Origin of the sequence: Mycobacterium barrassiae (assembly GCF_025822765.1) — a bacterium.
Taxonomy (GTDB): domain Bacteria; phylum Actinomycetota; class Actinomycetes; order Mycobacteriales; family Mycobacteriaceae; genus Mycobacterium; species Mycobacterium barrassiae.
The window spans coordinates 354,379-372,640 of sequence record NZ_JACKUK010000029.1 but is presented as its reverse complement, the minus strand read 5'-3'; the positions used below and the strand labels follow the sequence as shown (position 1 = coordinate 372,640).

Annotated in this window: 15 protein-coding genes; 7 read left to right on the top strand and 8 right to left on the bottom strand. The window is 65.3% G+C overall.

All coding sequences use genetic code 11. The annotated features are described in order from the left end of the window. Positions 1–145: 145 nt before the first annotated feature. From H7J93_RS21445 to dnaA, 8 genes are all read right to left on the bottom strand, one after another. Positions 146–1,207 carry a DUF3566 domain-containing protein gene (locus H7J93_RS21445; protein WP_267308315.1) on the bottom strand — a complete coding sequence of 354 codons (1,062 nt, stop codon included), beginning with the start codon at positions 1,205–1,207 and terminating at the stop codon, positions 146–148. Between the two features lie 41 nt (positions 1,208–1,248). Next, on the bottom strand, positions 1,249–5,019 hold the full coding sequence (gene gyrA / locus H7J93_RS21440) for an intein-containing DNA gyrase subunit A (protein ID WP_267308314.1): 3,771 nt from the start codon (positions 5,017–5,019) through the stop codon (positions 1,249–1,251). A 44-nt stretch (positions 5,020–5,063) separates the two neighbouring features. Beyond that, positions 5,064–7,091: a DNA topoisomerase (ATP-hydrolyzing) subunit B gene (gyrB, locus tag H7J93_RS21435; protein WP_267308313.1), complete on the bottom strand. Its 2,028-nt coding sequence runs from the start codon at positions 7,089–7,091 to the stop codon at positions 5,064–5,066. Between the two features lie 232 nt (positions 7,092–7,323). Beyond that, positions 7,324–7,872 (bottom strand): DUF721 family protein, encoded by a 549-nt coding sequence (locus H7J93_RS21430; protein ID WP_267308312.1) that lies wholly within the window; start codon positions 7,870–7,872, stop codon positions 7,324–7,326. After that, the gene (gene recF, locus H7J93_RS21425; RefSeq protein ID WP_267308311.1) at positions 7,869–9,056 is read right to left on the bottom strand and encodes a DNA replication/repair protein RecF; all 1,188 of its coding nucleotides are present in this window, start codon (positions 9,054–9,056) and stop codon (positions 7,869–7,871) included. The genes H7J93_RS21430 and recF overlap by 4 nt, the downstream gene beginning before the upstream one ends. After that, positions 9,057–9,950 carry a phosphogluconate dehydrogenase (NAD(+)-dependent, decarboxylating) gene (gnd, locus tag H7J93_RS21420; RefSeq protein WP_267308310.1) on the bottom strand — a complete coding sequence of 298 codons (894 nt, stop codon included), beginning with the start codon at positions 9,948–9,950 and terminating at the stop codon, positions 9,057–9,059. It lies immediately after the preceding gene. 28 nt (positions 9,951–9,978) lie between these two features. After that, positions 9,979–11,178: a DNA polymerase III subunit beta gene (dnaN, locus tag H7J93_RS21415; RefSeq protein ID WP_267308309.1), complete on the bottom strand. Its 1,200-nt coding sequence runs from the start codon at positions 11,176–11,178 to the stop codon at positions 9,979–9,981. Between the two features lie 549 nt (positions 11,179–11,727). After that, complete coding sequence (dnaA, locus tag H7J93_RS21410; RefSeq protein WP_267308308.1) at positions 11,728–13,239, bottom strand: chromosomal replication initiator protein DnaA; 1,512 nt, start codon at positions 13,237–13,239, stop codon at positions 11,728–11,730. A gap of 570 nt (positions 13,240–13,809) precedes the next feature. On the opposite strand from dnaA, the gene rpmH reads away from it, so the two are divergent. From rpmH to H7J93_RS21375, 7 genes are all read left to right on the top strand, one after another. Then, complete coding sequence (rpmH, locus tag H7J93_RS21405; protein ID WP_083151611.1) at positions 13,810–13,953, top strand: 50S ribosomal protein L34; 144 nt, start codon at positions 13,810–13,812, stop codon at positions 13,951–13,953. Between the two features lie 19 nt (positions 13,954–13,972). Continuing rightward, positions 13,973–14,338 (top strand): ribonuclease P protein component, encoded by a 366-nt coding sequence (gene rnpA, locus H7J93_RS21400; RefSeq protein ID WP_267308307.1) that lies wholly within the window; start codon positions 13,973–13,975, stop codon positions 14,336–14,338. 62 nt (positions 14,339–14,400) lie between these two features. Continuing rightward, a complete protein-coding gene (gene yidD, locus H7J93_RS21395; RefSeq protein ID WP_372507989.1) occupies positions 14,401–14,688 on the top strand; it encodes a membrane protein insertion efficiency factor YidD in 288 nt (95 codons plus the stop codon). A gap of 43 nt (positions 14,689–14,731) precedes the next feature. Then, positions 14,732–15,790 (top strand): membrane protein insertase YidC, encoded by a 1,059-nt coding sequence (gene yidC / locus H7J93_RS21390; protein ID WP_372507988.1) that lies wholly within the window; start codon positions 14,732–14,734, stop codon positions 15,788–15,790. 104 nt (positions 15,791–15,894) lie between these two features. Further along, positions 15,895–16,464, top strand: a complete 570-nt coding sequence (locus tag H7J93_RS21385; RefSeq protein WP_267308304.1) for a Jag family protein — start codon at positions 15,895–15,897, stop codon at positions 16,462–16,464. A gap of 77 nt (positions 16,465–16,541) precedes the next feature. Next, on the top strand, positions 16,542–17,222 hold the full coding sequence (gene rsmG, locus H7J93_RS21380) for a 16S rRNA (guanine(527)-N(7))-methyltransferase RsmG (RefSeq protein WP_267308303.1): 681 nt from the start codon (positions 16,542–16,544) through the stop codon (positions 17,220–17,222). Continuing rightward, positions 17,126–18,220, top strand: a complete 1,095-nt coding sequence (locus tag H7J93_RS21375) for a ParA family protein (protein ID WP_372507982.1) — start codon at positions 17,126–17,128, stop codon at positions 18,218–18,220. Before rsmG ends, H7J93_RS21375 begins: the two co-directional genes overlap by 97 nt. Positions 18,221–18,262 lie beyond the last annotated feature (42 nt).

The following is an 18,262-nucleotide window of genomic DNA, read 5'->3' as shown; positions in this document are numbered from 1 at the left end:
CGGCCGAGCGACGAGACTACCGCAATCGTAAGCTCCCGCCCAAACCGCGGATGCGCTGCGGGGCCGGGGGTGAGCCTGGACACGTTGACTCTGCGCTGAGGGCGCCGATCGCACGGCTTTTCGCCGCCGTGAGCGCAGAGTCGAATCAGTCGCGGTCGGCCAGCGTGACCTCGACGCCGCCGACGATGTCGGTCGTGAGGTTGTAGATGAACGCGCCGACGGTCGCCATCGCCGTCAACAGCACGATGTTGACCAGTCCGATGAGCGCCGCGCCACCGAATATCGTTCCGCTGGACACCAGCTCACCGCCGGAGGTACCGCTGGCGCTGGTCAGCAGGTCGCCGACGTTGCTGTTCAGCTTGCTCCAGACGCCCATGCCGCCGAGCACCAGATACAGGAACGCGACGGCGATCATCCAGACGAAGAACAGCGCGACGGACAACACCGCCGAGACCTTCAGCACGCTCCACGGGTCGACCCGTCGGATCTGCATGCTCGCCCGAACGGGGCCCTGGTGGCGGGTGCCAACCTGCAGCCGACCTCCTGGCCGGCCGGCCGGTTCCTGTCCCGAGCGCTCGGTCGCCGGCTTGCGCGTCGTGGCGCGCGGCGGGCCGGACAGATCGGGGATCTCGCTGGCGTACTGATCGGGCCGCGCGGGCGTATCCGGGCGCGCCTCTGCTCGGGTGGGCGGCTCAGGGCGCGACGGCTGCTCTGCGCGCGTGGGCGGTTCGGACCGCGGGGGCTGTTCGCCTCGCGCGGGTTGTTCGGGCCGCGCAGGCTGATCACCTCGCGGCCCCTCCGGCCGCGCGGGTCCTTCCGGCCGCTGCTCGGACGGATCGGCCCACCCGCCGGCGTCCTGCTCGGACGGCGACGGCGCGCCGCCGGTCAGGAACCGGTTGAGTCGAGCATCCATGCCTGGGGAGGGGCTCGCCGGGCCGCCGTTGCCGCGCCGTGGTGCGTCAGGACGCGGCGCCTCTGGCCGCGCGGCCCCCTCGGGTGCCCTGTTCGCCGGCTTCGGCCCACGGCCCCGCTGCCATGGCGGGACGTCGGCGGGGTCGGCGATGCGCTCGGGGCCCGTCCCGCTCGGTTGCGGACCGCGTGCTGGGGCAGGGCCCGCGGAGCCGCCCTCTGCAGCGGGACCCGAACCGGAGCCGTTCGCGCCTCCCTCGGCCGCGCGCGGATACCCGGGCTCGTTCGGTGAGCTCACCTACGGCTCCTAACTGGTCACTACTGGTCACACCTGCCGGCCTACTCGCCGACGTCGGTGTTGACCTCGTCGGTGCTGTCGCCTTCCTCGGCGTTGCGCGCGATGGCAACCAGTGTGTCGCCCTCTCCCAGGTTCATCAACCGAACGCCCTTGGTCTGCCGCCCGGCCTTGCGCACCTGGCGAGCCGCGGTCCGGATGACACCTCCACCCGAGGTGATGGCGTACAGCTCTGTGTCGTCATCGACGATCAACGCTCCGACAAGACTGCCACGCCGCTTGTCGAACTGGACCGTCAACACCCCTTTGCCACCGCGACCCTGGACCGGGTACTCGTCGATCGCTGTGCGCTTGGCGTAGCCGCCGGACGTCGCGACCAGCAGGTACGTGTTCTCCCGCACCACGTTGAGCGACAGCAGTCGGTCCTCTTCGTTGAACCGCATGCCCTGCACACCGGACGTGGCGCGACCCATCGGACGCAGCGCCTCATCGGTAGCTGAGAAGCGGATCGACTGGCCCTTGGCGGACACCAGCAGCAGGTCGTCCTCCGCCGAGCAGAGCACCGCACCCACCAGCTCGTCGCCGTCGCGCAGGTTCACCGCGACGATGCCGCCGGAGCGGTTCGAGTCGAAGTCGGTGAGCTTGGACTTCTTGACCAGACCGTTGCGGGTGGCCAGCACCAGATACGGCGCATCCTCGTAGCTCTTGAGCTGGATGACCTGCGCGATGCGCTCCTCCGGCTGGAAGGCCAGCAGATTGGCGACGTGCTGACCGCGCGCCGTGCGCGACGCCTCGGGCAGGTCGTACGCCTTGGCCCGGTAGACCCGGCCCTGCGTCGTGAAGAACAGGATCCAGTCATGGGTGGAGCAGACGAAGAAGTGGTTGACGATGTCGTCCTGCTTCAGGCCCGCGCCCTGCACACCCTTACCGCCACGCTTCTGGCTGCGGTAGAGATCGGACTTGGTCCGCTTGGCGTAGCCCGTCTCGGTGATCGTGACGACCACCTCTTCGCGCGCGATCAGATCCTCGTCGGAGACGTCGCCGTCTGCGGCGATGATCCTGGTCCGGCGATCGTCGCCGTACTTGTCGACGATCTCCTTGAGCTCGTCGCGCACGATGGCGCGCTGGCGCTCCGGCTTGGCCAGGATGTCCTCGAGGTCGGCGATCTCGGCCTCGATCTTGGCCAGGTCGTCGATGATGCGCTGACGCTCCAGGGCGGCGAGCCGTCGCAGCTGCATATCGAGGATGGCCTGCGCCTGGATCTCGTCGATGTCGAGCAACTCGATCAGGCCGGCGCGGGCGACGTCGACGGTCTCCGACGCCCGGATCAGGGCGATCACCTCGTCGAGGGCATCGAGCGCCTTGACCAGACCGCGCAGAATGTGGGCCCGTTCGTTGGCCTTGCGCAACCGGTAGGTCGTGCGCCGCACGATGACATCGAGTTGATGGTTGACGTAGTGGCGGATCAGCTGGTCGAGGCGCAGCGTGCGCGGCACGCCGTCGACGATGGCCAGCATGTTGGCGCCGAAGCTGGTCTGCAGCTGGGTGTGCTTGTAGAGGTTGTTCAGAACCACCTTGGCCACAGCGTCGCGCTTGAGCTCGACGACGATGCGCAACCCGACGCGGTCACTGGACTGGTCCTCGATGTTCGAGATGCCTGCCAGCTTGCCGTCGCGGACCTGCTCCGCGATAGAGGTGATGAAGTTGTCGTGGTTGACCTGATACGGCAGTTCGGTGATGACGATGCCGGTGCGGCCGCGGCTGTCCTCTTCGATTTCGCAGACGCCGCGCATCCGGATCGACCCGCGCCCGGTCGTGTAGGTGTCGCTGATGCCCTGCGAGCCGACGATCAGGCCTGCGGTCGGGAAGTCGGGCCCCTTGACCCGTTCGGTGACCGCGGCCAGCGTCGCCTCTTCATCGGCGTCGTGGTTCTCCAGGCACCAGAACACCGCCTCGCCGAGCTCGCGCAGGTTGTGCGGCGGCATGTTGGTGGCCATGCCGACCGCGATGCCACCGGAGCCGTTGGCGAGTAGGTTCGGGAACCGGCTCGGCAGGACCGTCGGTTCCTGCACGCGCCCGTCGTAGTTCGGGATGAAATCGACTGTCTCCTCGTCGATTTCACGCAGCATCTCCATCGCCAGCGGCGTGAGACGCGCCTCGGTGTTGTGACTGACAAAGCCGTTGGTGATGAAGGCGTGGTCGTCCGTGTCCACTCGCAGGCTGTACACCGGCTGGACGCCCGCATCTGTCACCGAGGTGACCTTCGCGAAGTAGAACCTGCCGTCGGTCAAGTCCGACGCGATGGCACGAACATCTCGGTCGGCGATATGGCTGAGAATTTCAGCTCCGTCACGCTGCCACCGAGATAGTCGATCGATGTTGTGCTTTCGCAGCCACTCCTTATCAACCCAACGGCCACCGCTGTGAGCGCGGATGAAAGTAGCGAGACCGGGAACGTGGTCCGTGTCCGGGCCGGAAGCCTTATCAGGCAGCGCCTCCAACAATCGGGACAGTTTGGACTGCTTCGCGCCGCCAAAACCAACCTGTTTCGCAAACATATCGGCGTGCGCACGGTTCGTGATGACGACTTTGTGTTCACCTGTCGCATGGAGATAGCGGCGTGAGATAACCCCGAACTCCAACAACATCTGTTGGACATCCTTGGCCAACCGACCGCTTCTGGTCGAGTAGGAGATTTGAATCGTGTTGCGGGGGAGGGCAGAACACGACCCGTCGCCTTCAAACAACGATTGAAGGAAGGCTCGCTTCACTGCCGCCGCAGACTGCCACATCCAGTCGGGAACGGCCTTGTCGGCAGATCGCTGGCCCACCAAGCAGGCCAAGCGAGTTCTACGGAGTGCGGTCAAGTTGTGGACGTCCAGCTCCAGCAGACTCGAGCCAGACAGGATGGTCCGCTCCGAAACGTAACGGGGTCCCCCGACGACGATGTCATAGGCGGCGACCACCATATTGAAGTAGTCGCGGTCAAGATTGTTGAAGCCAGCCCGCCGCCGCGAAACGAACCCCTCGCTGATTAGAGCGCCCAAAAGAAGCGCCTCAAGCGTGTCGTGCCGATCAGCTCCGCCGAATTCCGTCGGTGGAGTCCGCTGAATCACCACGCGATCGTCAGGACGAATCTCCTCGATCAACTTCCACAGCAGCGTGGGCACGCCCGCGACGCTCACCAGGCACAGCAGCGGATGGTTCGCCGTGCCGGTGACCTCGTAGCCTTCCGCGGTGCGGACGGTGTAGGTCTGATGCTCACCGGAGTGGAAGAGGCGATCCGCTGCAACCGGATTGCCGTGGCGGTCCAGAACCTTTGCGTCCACAACGTGGTCTGTGTTCGGCCGAGCACCGGGTACGACGTCTGAGATACGTAGCGACTGCCCAAACGGCAGCCGCACCAATGCATCGCCGGTCACGCAGTAACGCATGGCGGCCGGCGGATCGTTGCCCGGCGAACCGAAGTTGCCCTGACCGTCGACCAGCGGGTAGCGCAGCGACCACGGCTGGGCCATCCGGACAAGGGTGTCGTAGATCGACGAGTCGCCGTGCGGGTGGTAGTTGCCCATCGTCTCGGCCACCGATCGTGCCGATTTGGCGTGGCCGCGGTCGGGCCGGAAGCCCGAGTCGAACATCGCGTACAGCACGCGGCGGTGCACCGGCTTGAGGCCGTCACGCACCTCCGGCAACGCGCGGCCGACGATGACGCTCATCGCGTAGTCGATGTAGCTGCGCTGCATCTCCTGCTGAATATCGACAGGCTCGATGCGATCGGATTCGCCGCCGCCAGGGGGCAACGTGGTATCAGTCATGTGTTTTCAGCCTTAAATCGTCAATATTGTCGATGCGATGCGGATCAAACATCAAGGAAACGAACGTCTTTGGCGTTACGCGTGATGAAGCTGCGGCGCGCTTCGACGTCCTCGCCCATGAGAATCGAGAACAGTTCGTCGGCCGCGGCCGCGTCGTCCAGCGTGACCTGGCGCAGCACCCGCACGGACGGATCCATGGTGGTTTCCCACAGCTCCTTGGCGTCCATCTCGCCCAGACCCTTGTAGCGCTGGATGCCGTCGTCGACGTTGATCTTCTTGCCCGCCTTGCGGCCGGCTTCCAGCAGACCGTCGCGTTCACGGTCGGAGTAGGCGAACTCCGGATCGGAGCGCTGCCACTTCAGCTTGTACAGCGGCGGCTGCGCCAGGAACACGTGGCCGTTCTCGATCAGCGGCTTCATGAACCGGAACAACAGCGTCAGCAGCAGCGTCGAGATGTGCTGCCCGTCCACGTCGGCGTCGGCCATCAATACGATCTTGTGATAGCGCAGTTTGGAGATGTCGAACTCGTCGTGAATGCCCGTGCCCAGCGCGGTGATGATGGCCTGGACCTCGGTGTTCTTCAGGACGCGGTCGATGCGGGCCTTCTCGACGTTGATGATCTTGCCGCGCAACGGCAGGATCGCCTGGAACATCGAGTCGCGACCGCTCTTCGCCGAGCCGCCTGCCGAATCACCCTCCACCACATACAGTTCCGACTTACGCGGGTCGGTGGAGCGGCAGTCCGCCAGCTTGCCGGGCAGCCCGCCGATGTCCGTGGCGCTCTTGCGGCGCACCAACTCGCGCGCCTTGCGGGCGGCGATACGCGCCTGGGCCGACGAAACCGCTTTGTTCACTACGGTTTTCGCCTCAGCCGGGTTGGCCTCGAACCAGTGGCTCAGCTGCTCGTTGCAGATCTTCTGCACGAACGACTTGACCTCGGTGTTGCCCAGCTTGGTCTTGGTCTGGCCCTCGAACTGCGGTTCGGCGACCTTGACCGAGATCACCGCGGCCAAGCCCTCGCGGATGTCGTCGCCGGTGAGGTTCGGATCCTTGTCCTTTAGCAGCTTCTTGTCCTTGGCGTACTTGTTGACCACGGACGTCAGCGCCGCGCGGAAGCCCTCCTCGTGGGTACCGCCCTCATGCGTGTTGATCGTGTTGGCGAAGGTATGCACCGACTCCGAATAGCCGGCGTTCCACTGCAGCGCGATCTCGACTTCGTGACCTTCGCCCTTGCCCGAAAAGTCCACGATGCTCTGGTGGATGGGCGATTTCGTCCGGTTGATGTGCTTGACGAAGTCGACCAGTCCGCCGGGGTAGTGGAAGGTGCGGTGCTTCACCTTGTGCGGCGCCGCCGCTTCGGCGGCCTTCTCCTCGGCCGACTTCGGGGCCTCGGCGGTGTCGCTGACGACCTCGTCGGTGACTTCGTCTGCGCTGACACGCTCGTCGGACAGCGTGATGGTCAACCCCTTGTTGAGGAAGGCCATCTCCTGCAGGCGGCGCGCGACCGTCTCGAAGTCGTAGTTGGTGGTCTCGAAGACGTTGGGATCGGCCCAGAACCTGATGGTGGTGCCGGTCTTCTTGGTCTTCTCACCCTGCTTGAGAGTGCCGGGCACCGAGTTGTCGTAGGTCTGGAACCACTCGTAGCCATCGGTGCAGATATCGGCTTCCAGCCTGGTGGACAGCGCGTTCACCACCGAGACGCCGACGCCGTGAAGCCCGCCGGAGACGCTGTAGGCCCCTTCTTCGAACTTGCCGCCTGCGTGCAGCACCGTCATCACCACGTCGACGGTGGGGATGCCGGTCGAGTGCATGGCCACCGGGATACCGCGGCCGTTGTCGGTGACCTCCACGCCGCCGTCGTCGAGGAGCCGGACCGAGACTTCGGTGGCGAAGCCGGCCATGGCCTCGTCGACCGCGTTGTCCACAACCTCCCAGATCAGGTGGTGCAGGCCCCGCTCACCGGTGGACCCGATGTACATACCGGGACGCTTGCGGACGGCTTCGAGGCCTTCGAGCACCTTGATCGAATCGGCGCCGTATTGTTCCTGGGCTTTCTTCTTCGCAGCAGCCACGCGGAGGCTTCCCTACTCTCTTTGGGGGTGGGGCTCAGGCGGTCATCTGTCACCGCCGGCAAGTCATGAAACCAGTCTACCGTCACGCACCGTCAGCACCGACTCTGAGGCAGCGTTTCTACTCACCTATTTGCGCCGTAAATGGAATTTTTCGGCCGAAGGTGCGTGATGACGCTTGAGAAAGGCGCTCGTGGCGTTCTCGCGGCTCTCAGCCAACTGCGAAAACCCCCCGTCAACCATACGTGTCGCGGGGACCTCGGCCGGCGATGTGATAGCGGCCTTTGCGCCACGACGGGGCCACCGGGCCGACGATCTTCAGTGACTTCACCACACCGTCGCCGACGGCGGCGGCGATCTTGGCCAGAAGTTGTGCCTGCACCATCCGCAACTGGGTGGCCCAGGCCGTCGACTCCGCCGAAACCGTGAGCACCCCGTCCTGCAATCCGGTCGGGGTGGCGTGGGCTGCGATCTGTTCGCCGACGACCGCGTTCCACCGCCCGAACACCGACCCCTGCGCCACCCGGTCCGACCAGCCGCGGCTGCGCGCGAGGTCGCGCGCCGCCGAGGCCAACGGCTGCGGGTCTCGCGAATCCGGACCCGGACCCGACCAGCGCCGCCGACTCGCACCCGCGACCTTGCGTGGCCTCGAGCTGCGCCCGCGGCCCACATCCTTACCCTGGCTGCGGGCCGCGCCACGCGCCTCTTCCAAGGTGCGACGCACCAGATCCATACCCTTTAGATGGGCCAGGTGTGGCGGAGGTTCCACGCCGTCGGCACTCATTCTCGATCCTCGTTCGCTCGAGTTCTCGCTTGTACCTGGGAGATCCGGCAGGTGTCGTCGTGGCTCATGGTGATCTCGATCTTGTCCGCATCCCAATCCTGCGGGATGTCCTCGTGTACCGCGGCGGTGACGAGCACCTGTTCGGCCGATGCCGCGACGTTGGCCAACGCCTGCCTGCGGGCGCTGTCGAGTTCGGCGAACACGTCGTCCAGCAGCAACACCGGATCGCCGCCCTCAGCGCGCAGCAGTTCATAGGCCGCCAACCGCAACGCCAGTGCCATCGACCACGATTCGCCATGGCTTGCAAAGCCTTTCGCGACCTGATCGCCGAGCCGCAACTCCAGATCGTCGCGGTGCGGGCCCACCAGACAGACGCCGCGTTCCAGCTCGGCATCGCGGCGGCGCGCCAGCGCGTCCAACAACGCTGCTTCGAACAGCTCCGCGCTGCCGGTACCCGCCGCGGCCTCGTTCTCGACCAGCTCGACGCCGCTGCGGTAGCGGATGGCCGCCGGGCGCGACGCCGGCGCCAACAGCTGATAGGCCTTTTCCACTTCGGGGGCCAGCTGGTTCACCAGGTCGACTCGCGCCGCAATGAGCCGCGAACCGTGTGCCGCCAGGTGACCGTCCCACACGTCCAGGGTGTCCAGCACGCTGCGATCACCGCGATATCTGGCGCCCGCGGCGCTCTTCAACAACGCCGTGCGCTGTTTGAGAACCTTCTCGTAATCGGCGCGGATGGCGGCCACCTGGGGTCGCCGGGTGGTGGCCAGTTCGTCGAGGTACCTGCGCCGTTCGCTGGGGTCACCCCGCACGAGGGCCAGGTCCTCCGGTGCGAACAGCACCGCCCGCAGGGCACCGAGGATTTCGCGGGCGCTGCGGACGGGGGAGCGGTTCAGTCTGGCCTTGTTGGCGCGCCCGGCGTTGATCTCCAGATCGACCGCGAGCTCCCGGCCGTCGTTCACGACGATGGTCGAGACGACGGCGCGCTGGGCGCCGGCCCGGATCAGTGGCGCATCGGTACCGACGCGGTGTGAGCCGAGCGTCGATGAATACCACAGTGCCTCAACGATATTCGTCTTACCGAAACCGTTCGGGCCGACGAAGACCGTGCGGCCCGGCGAGAGATCGATCTCGACCCGTGCCCAGGACCGGAAGTCGGTCAGCGCAAGGTTCCTGATGTACAACTATCCGGACTCACTGATCCTCGTCACGGCGTGCCCGCCGAACTGGTTACGCAACGCCGACACCGCCTTCATGGTGGGGGAGTCCTTTTGGCGCGACGCGAATCTGGCGAACAGCGACGCCGCGATCACCGGCATCGGGACACGGTGGTTGATGGCTTCCTCCACCGTCCACCTGCCCTCGCCGGAGTCTTCGGTGTATCCGGTGATGTCGTCGAATTGGGGGTCTTCCTTGAGCGCCTTGGCCAGCAGCTGCTGCAGCCAGGACCTCACCACGGTCCCGTTGGTCCACGCCTGGATGACGGCCTGGGTGTCCTCGATCAGATCTTCGGCCGCCAGCAGTTCGTACCCCTCGGCGTACGCCATCATCAGGCCGTACTCGATGCCGTTGTGCACCATCTTCGCGTAGTGGCCGGCGCCGACGGGTCCGGCGCGGACGAATCCGTCGGCCAGCTCGCCCGGGGGCCGCAGGGTCTCGAATATCGGCATGGCTCGGGCCACATCTTCTTTGCTGCCGCCCACCATCAGGCCGTAACCCTCGGTCAACCCCCAGATGCCTCCCGATACGCCGGCATCGATAAAGGCAATCCCCTTGTCTCCCAAAAGTTTTGCGTGCGGTCCGTCCTCGGTATAGCGGGAGTTACCGCCGTCGATCACCAGATCACCGGGACTCAGCACCTCCGCCAGCGACGTGATGGTCTCATCGGTGATATGTCCCGACGGCACCATCACCCACACCACGCGGGGGGCGTCGAGAGCCTCCGCGAGTGCCGCGAGCGTCGGGACGTCGGTGACTTCCGGTCTGGGGTCATAGCCGATGACCTCGTGCCCGCCCTCGCGGAGCCGCTGGCGCATGTTGAAACCCATCTTGCCCAGGCCGACCAGACCCAATTGCATGTGCGCCCCCGTCGTGGCGTCAGGCCGGTCAGCCAGGAAGCCGCACCGGCATCAACAGATAGACGTAATCGCTCTGCGCAGCCGGGAAGGGTCCCGTCGCGCCGACATCCCCATCATCGTCGCTTGCGGGCCGCAGTACCGCAGGTCGGCTGGGTGTCGTGAAACCGAATGTCACGCGCTCGGAGTGCAGCGACCCCAACCCGTCAGTCAGATACGTCGGGTTGAACGCGATGGTCAGCGGCTCACCGGCGAACGCGACCGGCAGATCTTCTTCCGCGCGGCCGACGTCATCGGCGCCGGCGGACAACCGCAGGACATCGTCGGCGAACTCCATGCGTACCTGCGCGCCGCGGTCGGCGACCAGCGCGACACGCTTGATCGCTTCGGTGAGTTCGGCGACACCCATGGTTGCGATCGCCGTGTGCTCGGTGGGCAACAGCTGACGAAACTTCGGGAACTCGGCGTCGAGCAGACGTGTGGTGCTGCGCTTGCCGTTGCTGCGGATACCCAGCAGCCCTTCCTTACCGACTTCGGCACCGGATCCCAACGCAAGGTGGACCTCGGATCCGTCGATACCGGCCTTGGCGGCTTCGGCCAGAGTCTTGGCCGGAACCAACACCGCGGCCTCCGTGTCCGCCGCCGCGGTCGACCACGTCAACTCGCGAACTGCAAGACGGAAGCGATCGGTCGCCGCCAAAATCACGTTCTCACCCGAAATCTCGACGCGGATGCCGGTGAGCATCGGCAAGGTGTCGTCACGGCCGGCCGCCACCGCGACCTGACCGATGGCCTCGGCGAACAGGTCCGCGGGAACGACACCGGTCTCGTCGGGCAGGGCAGGCAACGTCGGGTAATCCTCGACCGCCATCGTCGGAAGCGAGAACCTGGCGCTACCGCAGGTCAACGACACCCGGGTGCCCTCGACGCTGACGTCGATGGGTTTGGCCGGCAACGCCCTGGTGATGTCCGAGAGCAACCGGCCGGAGACCAAAACGCTTCCGGGAGAAGCTATTTCGGCGGCAACCTGCACCTCGGCCGACACTTCGTAATCGAACCCCGAGATCGTCAACCCATCCTCGGAGCCGGTGAGAAGCACACCCGCCAGGACCGGAACGGTCGGCCGGTTCGGCAGATTGCGCGCCACCCAGGCCACGGCATCGGCGAAGTCTTCTCGCACCAGACGGAACTTCAAATCTGTGACACCAACGGTTGTGGTCGCCACGTCCATACAGTCCCTTCGATCAAACTCACAACAAGCGCTAAGCAGCGGTTTCCTGGTGTCTCAACACGTCTTCGACCGATGCGTCGTGACGACCGTAACGGCTGTCGCTGAACCACCGTAGAGCTTTCGGCTCCAAGTTGAAAGCTAATCGATCACGCTGACATTCGGGGGGTCGAGAGGGCACAGCCAGGAGGTTTTCGCGTGTTCCCCAGCAGGCTTCTTCGAAGAACTTTCTAGGGAGATATACGAGCAACAGTATTAGGGCCTGTGGAGACTGGGGATGAATCGGTGTCTGCGCTGGATGTCGGCTGTGTGGGCCTGTGAAGTTCCTGTGGATGAATGCGGCGTTGTTGTTCAGCTGTTGTGGAGACGGCCGCGGTTGTGAAACAAGCGGCGAATCATTCGATGGTTGATCCCAAGTTGTCCACATGGGTGTGCACATGGCCGGCGTGTGACAAGTGATGCCGACGGGACGCAAGTTTTTTGAAGATTTTTTGGGCGCACAGGACCGCTCGGCGCATGCGAGCGCGTTTGGGGGAGCAGAACGGGTGGAGTTCAGCGCTTGGCGCGCTGGCGGATTCGCGTCGTGAGTTCCTTGACGTGGTCGAAGACCTCGCGTCGTTCGGCCATCTCGCCGCGGATCTTCTTCTCGGCATACATGACCGTGGTGTGGTCGCGGCCGAACGCCTGGCCGATCTTGGGCAGGGACAGATCGGTGAGTTCGCGGCACAGATACATCGCGATCTGGCGGGATTGTGCGAGTGCACGTGTCTTTCCGGGACCCCGCAGTTCTTCGACGGTGGTTTGGAAGTACTCCGCGGTGGCGGCCATGATCGCGGCGGTGCTGATCTGCATGGTGGACGCGTCGGAGATGAGATCCCGCAGCACGATCTCGGCGAGCGATTTGTCGATCGACGTCTTGTTCAGAGATGCGAACGCGGTGACACGGATCAGCGCGCCCTCGAGTTCGCGGATATTGCGTTCGATGCTGCTGGCGATGAGTTCGAGAACGTCGCCGGGAACGTCGAGGCGGTCCATTTGCGCCTTCTTGCGCAGGATCGCGATGCGGGTCTCGAGTTCGGGCGGCTGAACGTCGGTGATCAGACCCCACTCGAATCGGGTGCGCAGCCGGTCCTCGAGGGTCGCCAGCTGTTTGGGCGGCCGGTCCGAGGAGATGACGATCTGCTTGTTCGCGTTGTGCAGCGTGTTGAAGGTATGGAAGAACTCCTCCTGGATACCTTCCTTGCCCTCGATGAACTGGATGTCGTCGACGAGCAGCACGTCGATGTCGCGGTAACTGCGCTTGAACGACGCCTTGCGATCGTCGCGCAGTGAGTTGATGAAGTCGTTGGTGAATTCTTCGGTGGAGACGTACTTGACCCGCATCCCGGGGAAGAGGCGTTGGGCGTAGTTGCCTGCCGCGTGCAGGAGGTGAGTCTTGCCCAGGCCGGACTCACCCCAAATGAAGAGCGGGTTGTACGCCCGGGCCGGCGCCTCGGCGATGGCCAGCGACGCCGCGTGTGCGAACCGGTTGGACGCACCGATGACGAAGGTGTCGAAGGTGTATCTGCGATTCAGGTTGACCGCGGCCGCGTCGTCGGCGACGTCGCTCTGCGCGCGGCGGGAGAAGTAGGTGGGCCAACTCTCCTCGGCGCTGGCGAGCGCCGCCTGGTCCTCGTCGATGTCGTCGTCGATGTCCTCGGCGTCGGCGACGGTCGATGTGGGCCCGAAGCCGTTCAACCCGTCGTCTGGATCGGAGGTTTCGGGTGCGGCGATGCGGACCCCGAGTTCGACGCGCTGACCGAGCTGACGGCTCAGGGCGCTGATGATCGGCTCACGCAGGTGGCGTTCGATCTCGTTCTGGACAAAGGGGGTGGGAACGGACAACAGGGCAAAGCCCTCGGTGATGACCAGAGGTTTGACCAGCTTCAGCCATGCTCTTTGCTGCGGCGTGAGTACCGGGCCGGCGTCACCGTTCGCCACTCCGACCGCTTCGATGTCACCGTTGAGTTCGGCTACAACCGTGTTCCAGATGGCTACGAAAGGGGGATCGGGGTCAGCTGTCAATGACGCGTACCCCCTCGCCGGCCATTTCAGGGAAGGCCAAAGTGACGATGACGAACTGTCCACATAGTTATCCACAGGTTGTGGAGATCGGACAGTCGTCGTCGTTCGGTTGTCTACGGGCTGAGATTCCGCTGGCCGGGGCTCGTCACAGGGGTACTGCTGGGTCTGTGGGCTCGCGACTGGGTGGGCATCTCCGCTTCGTTGTCTGCCGCCGTTTCGTTATCGAAACGACACTGGCAGAAGCTAACAGTTTTCTTCGCGGGTGCCAACCGTTCTGCAACATTGTTTGAGGGTTACTTTGGTCGGCGCAAAACACGGTGACAGCTGTGGCGAATGTGAAGATCTGAGCCCGGCCGCGGCGGCCCCGACCGCGGTTTGACCTAGGGAAATCTCGTCAGTACCCTCGAACAGTCGCCCGAACGTGGCGGCACGGCTGCGACCCACGGATTTTGTGGGGACCGCGCCGGTTAAGCAAGACGGACGAGCTTACCAACGGCAACCGCGTCCCACCGGCATGACTGTGCACTGGTGTGGGCCGTGGGCGCCAGACGGAAACGAGGAGAGACAGCCGTGGCCAAGGGCAAGCGGACTTTTCAGCCGAACAACCGGCGCCGCGCGCGTGTGCACGGATTCCGGCTGCGGATGCGGACCCGGGCAGGCCGGGCGATCGTGTCGAGCCGGCGTTCCAAGGGTCGCCGCAAGCTGACTGCGTGATCCCACACAGGGTCTAGCAGTGCTTCCGGCGCGGTACCGGATGACGAGGTCGTCCGAGTTCGGTGCCACGGTCAGCCAAGGGGTGCGCGCGGTGCAGCCCGATCTCGTCGTGCACACCTTGCGCAATGCGGTCGACGACCAAGGCCCTCGAATCGGGCTCGTCGTCTCGAAATCCGTTGGGAGCGCGGTACAACGGCACCGCGTCGCCCGACGGCTGCGCCATGTGGCGCGCACAGTCATCGACGAATTGCAGCCCACGGACCGAGTGGTCATCCGGGCGTTGCCGGGTAGTCGGTACGCCATCTCCGCGCGACTCGAACAAGAGTTGCGGACGGCCTTGCGCCGCGCGCTGGTGAAGAGCGGACCGTCTGGAGCGGCACCGTGAAGCGTTCGATCGGGTCGTCCGCTGCGCGTGCGCTGATCTATGTCATTCAGCTCTACCGCCACATGATCTCTCCGCTCCGGCCGGCGACGTGTCGCTTCATGCCGACCTGTAGCCAGTACGCGGTCGACGCGCTGACCGAGTACGGCGTCGTGAAGGGCGGGTGGCTGGCCATGGTGCGGTTGCTGAAATGCGGGCCGTGGCATAAGGGAGGATGGGATCCGATACCGGAGCGCCGCGGCGGTTCGCATGAATCGTGCGGTGACGCAGACGAGCACCGGGTAGTTCCGGATGCAGCCGACGATGTGACGGGTACCCGGACATCGCGAGCAGAGAGCGAGACGCGTGTTTAATTGGTTCAGCCTGGACATCATTTACTACCCGGTGTCGGCGATCATGTGGGTCTGGTACAAGGCGTTCAGCTTTGTGCTCGGCCCGGAGAATTTCTTCGCGTGGGCGCTGGCGGTGATGTTCCTCGTCTTCACCCTGCGCGCCATCCTCTACAAGCCGTTCGTCAGGCAGATCCGCACCACGCGGCAGATGCAGGAGTTGCAGCCCCAGATCAAGGCGCTGCAGAAGAAGTACGGCAAGGACCGCCAGCGGATGGCGCTGGAGATGCAGAAGCTGCAGCGCGAGCACGGGTTCAACCCGATCCTCGGCTGTCTGCCGATGCTGGCCCAGGTGCCCGTCTTCCTCGGTCTCTATCACGTGCTCATGTCGTTCAACCGGACCCAGACGGGGATCGGACGCCTGGGTCTGTCCGTGGAGGAGAACCGGTCGCTGGGCAACTACGTGTTCAGCGCGGCGGACGTCGGCCACTTCCTTGATGCGAATCTGTTCGGCGCACCGCTTGGCGCGACGATGATCCAGCAGCACGGCCTCGAGGCGTTCACCTCGTTCAACCGGGCGGCGGTCATCGGCGTCGGCGTGCCTTTGATGATCCTGGCTGGCATCGCCACCTACTTCAACAGCCGCGCGTCGGTCGCGAGGCAGAGCCCGGAAGCGGCAGCCAATCCGCAGACCGCGATGATGAACAAGCTTGCGCTGTACGTGTTCCCGCTCGGCGTGGTCGTCGGCGGGCCGTTTCTGCCGCTGGCCATCATCATCTACTGGCTCGCCAACAACGTGTGGACGTTCGGACAGCAGCACTACGTGTTCGGGATGATCGCGAAAGAGGAAGAGGCGAAGAAGCTCGAGGCGAAGGAACGGCGCGCACAGAACGCGCCGCCGCCCGGGGCCAAGCCGAAGAAGCAACCGAAGGCGGCCGCCGCGGAGCCGCACGAGATCACGACGAGCGACGGCGACGATGTCGACGTCTCATCGGAGAACGGATCGACCAACGCGAAGGCGACCGGCGGGAGTCCGGGCAAGACAGCGTCGGGCTCCGGCAACCGAAGCCCGCGGCCGGGGGCGACGCCACGGCCGGGCGCTCGGCCCAAGAAACGGAAACGTTGACCGGCCCTCAGTAGTCGCCGCGGCGGATGCCTCCGCGGCCGAAGGGCAACAGGACAACCCGAAGACGACCGGTGTGACACCGGAGGACAGGGAGAGACACACAAATGACTGACGCTGAGACGACTGAACGCAGCGAGGAATTGGTCGAGGCCACCAGAGAAGACGCAGAAGACACCGTGCAGGATGCCGGCGATTCAGGCGCGGACGACCTGGAGGAGCGGTTGGTGGCCGAGGGCGAGATCGCCGGCGACTACCTGGAGGAGTTGCTCGACCTTCTCGACTTCGACGGCGACATCGATCTGGATGTCGAAGGCGACCGCGCGGTGGTCAGCATCGACGGCGGCAGCGACCTCAACAAGTTGGTCGGCCGCAAGGGCGAGACGCTCGACGCGCTGCAGGAGTTGACGCGGCTGGCGGTGCACCAGAAGACCGGCGAGCGCAGCCGGCTGATGCTCGACATCGCGCGCTGGCGCCGGCGCCGCCGCGACGAGTTGGCGGCGCTGGGGGACAAGGTGGCGCGGCGAGTGCTGGCGACGGGCGAGCGCGAAGAGTTGCCCCCGATGACGCCCTTCGAGCGCAAGATCGTGCACGACGCGGTCGCGGCGGTGGACGGTGTGCACAGCGAGAGCGAGGGCGTGGAGCCGTCGCGTCGCGTCGTCGTCCTCATCGACTGACCACGAGCAGAGTTACATCGATGTAGTTCGGTGCAACCTGACGCGTCGGCCCCGCGAGATTCCGGAGGATGTTTCACGTGAAACATGACGAGGTGTCGACGGCGCCGGAAGCCGCGGACACCTTGTTCGGACCCGCGTTGGAGACTGCGCGCCGCTACGCCGAGATCCTGGCCGGCGCCGGCGTCGAGCGCGGGCTCATCGGCCCGCGGGAGGTCGAACGGCTCTGGGATCGTCACCTATTGAATAGCGCTGCGATCGCCGAGTTGCTGCCGGCCGAGGCCCGTGTTGCCGACATCGGTAGTGGCGCCGGGCTGCCCGGGATACCGTTGGCGTTGGCGCGCCCGGACCTCCGGGTGACGCTGATTGAACCCCTGCTGCGACGCAGCGATTTCCTGCACGAGGTCATCGACGAGCTCGAGATCGACGTGACAGTGGTGCGCGGCAGGGCGGAGGAGCGGACGGTTCGGCAACAGGTGGGGGAGATGGACGCAGCGGTCTCGAGGGCGGTCGCGTCCCTGGACAAGATCACGAAGTGGAGCATGCCTCTGTTGCGCCCGGGGGGCCAGATGTTGGCCATCAAGGGGGAGCGTGCTGAAGATGAAGCCCGCGAGCATCGGCGTGTGATGACGTCGCTCGGGGCTGTCGATGTGAGGGTGAGGAAATGCTGCGCGGATTTCTTGGATCCACCCGCGACCGTCGTCGTGGCGCGTCGGCGGAGTCCGGACGAGCACCGGCCGACGGCCGGGACGCGACGATGAGCCGAGCTTCGGAGCCGGCTGCGCCGGGCGCCACGCGTAGCGATGTTTCACGTGAAACAACTCAGGCGAATGTTTCACGTGAAACCTGGGATGGCGGAGTCCCGCCGGCGGAGGTGCCTGCCGAGGTGTGGCCGGATCCGCCGACCGTCGACACCCCGATCGGCGCCGAAGCCGAGCGCGCGGTGCGCCTGTTGCACGCCGCCGCCAAGAGCGGGCTGCCCCGCCCGGAGCGTCAACGCGTCTTCACCATCGCCAACCAGAAGGGCGGCGTGGGCAAGACGACCACCGCCGTCAACATCGCGGCCGCCCTCGCACTGCAGGGGCTGCACGTTTTGGTGATCGATCTCGATCCGCAGGGCAACGCCAGCACCGCGCTCGGGGTCGAGCACCGCGAGGGCACCCCCTCTTCCTATGAGGTGCTGATCGGCGAGATCCCGCTCGAGGCGGCGATGCAGCGCAGCCCGCACAGCGAGCGCCTCTATTGCGTCCCGGCGACCATCGACCTTGCCGGCGCCGAGATCGAGTTGGTCAGCATGGTGGCGCGGGAAGGCCGCCTGCGGACTGCGCTCGCCGGCCTGAAGAATCACGATTTCGACTACGTGTTCATCGACTGCCCGCCGTCGCTGGGACTGCTCACGATCAACGCGCTCGTGGCCGCGCCCGAGGTACTGATCCCGATCCAGTGCGAGTACTACGCCCTGGAAGGTGTGGGCCAGCTGCTCCGCAACATCGAGATGGTCAAGGCGCATCTCAATCCGGAGCTCAACGTCTCGACGGTGATCCTGACGATGTACGACGGGCGGACGAAGCTCGCCGATCAGGTCGCCGACGACGTGCGGGCCCACTTCGGTAACAAGGTGTTGCGCACCGTCATCCCGCGCAGCGTCAAGGTGTCGGAGGCGCCCGGCTACGGCATGACGATCCTCGACTACGACCCGGGGTCGCGCGGTGCGATGAGCTATCTGGATGCGAGCCGTGAGATCGCGGAGCGCCGATGAGTGGGGTGGCAATGAGTGGGTGGCGATGAGCGCTTGCGTGAA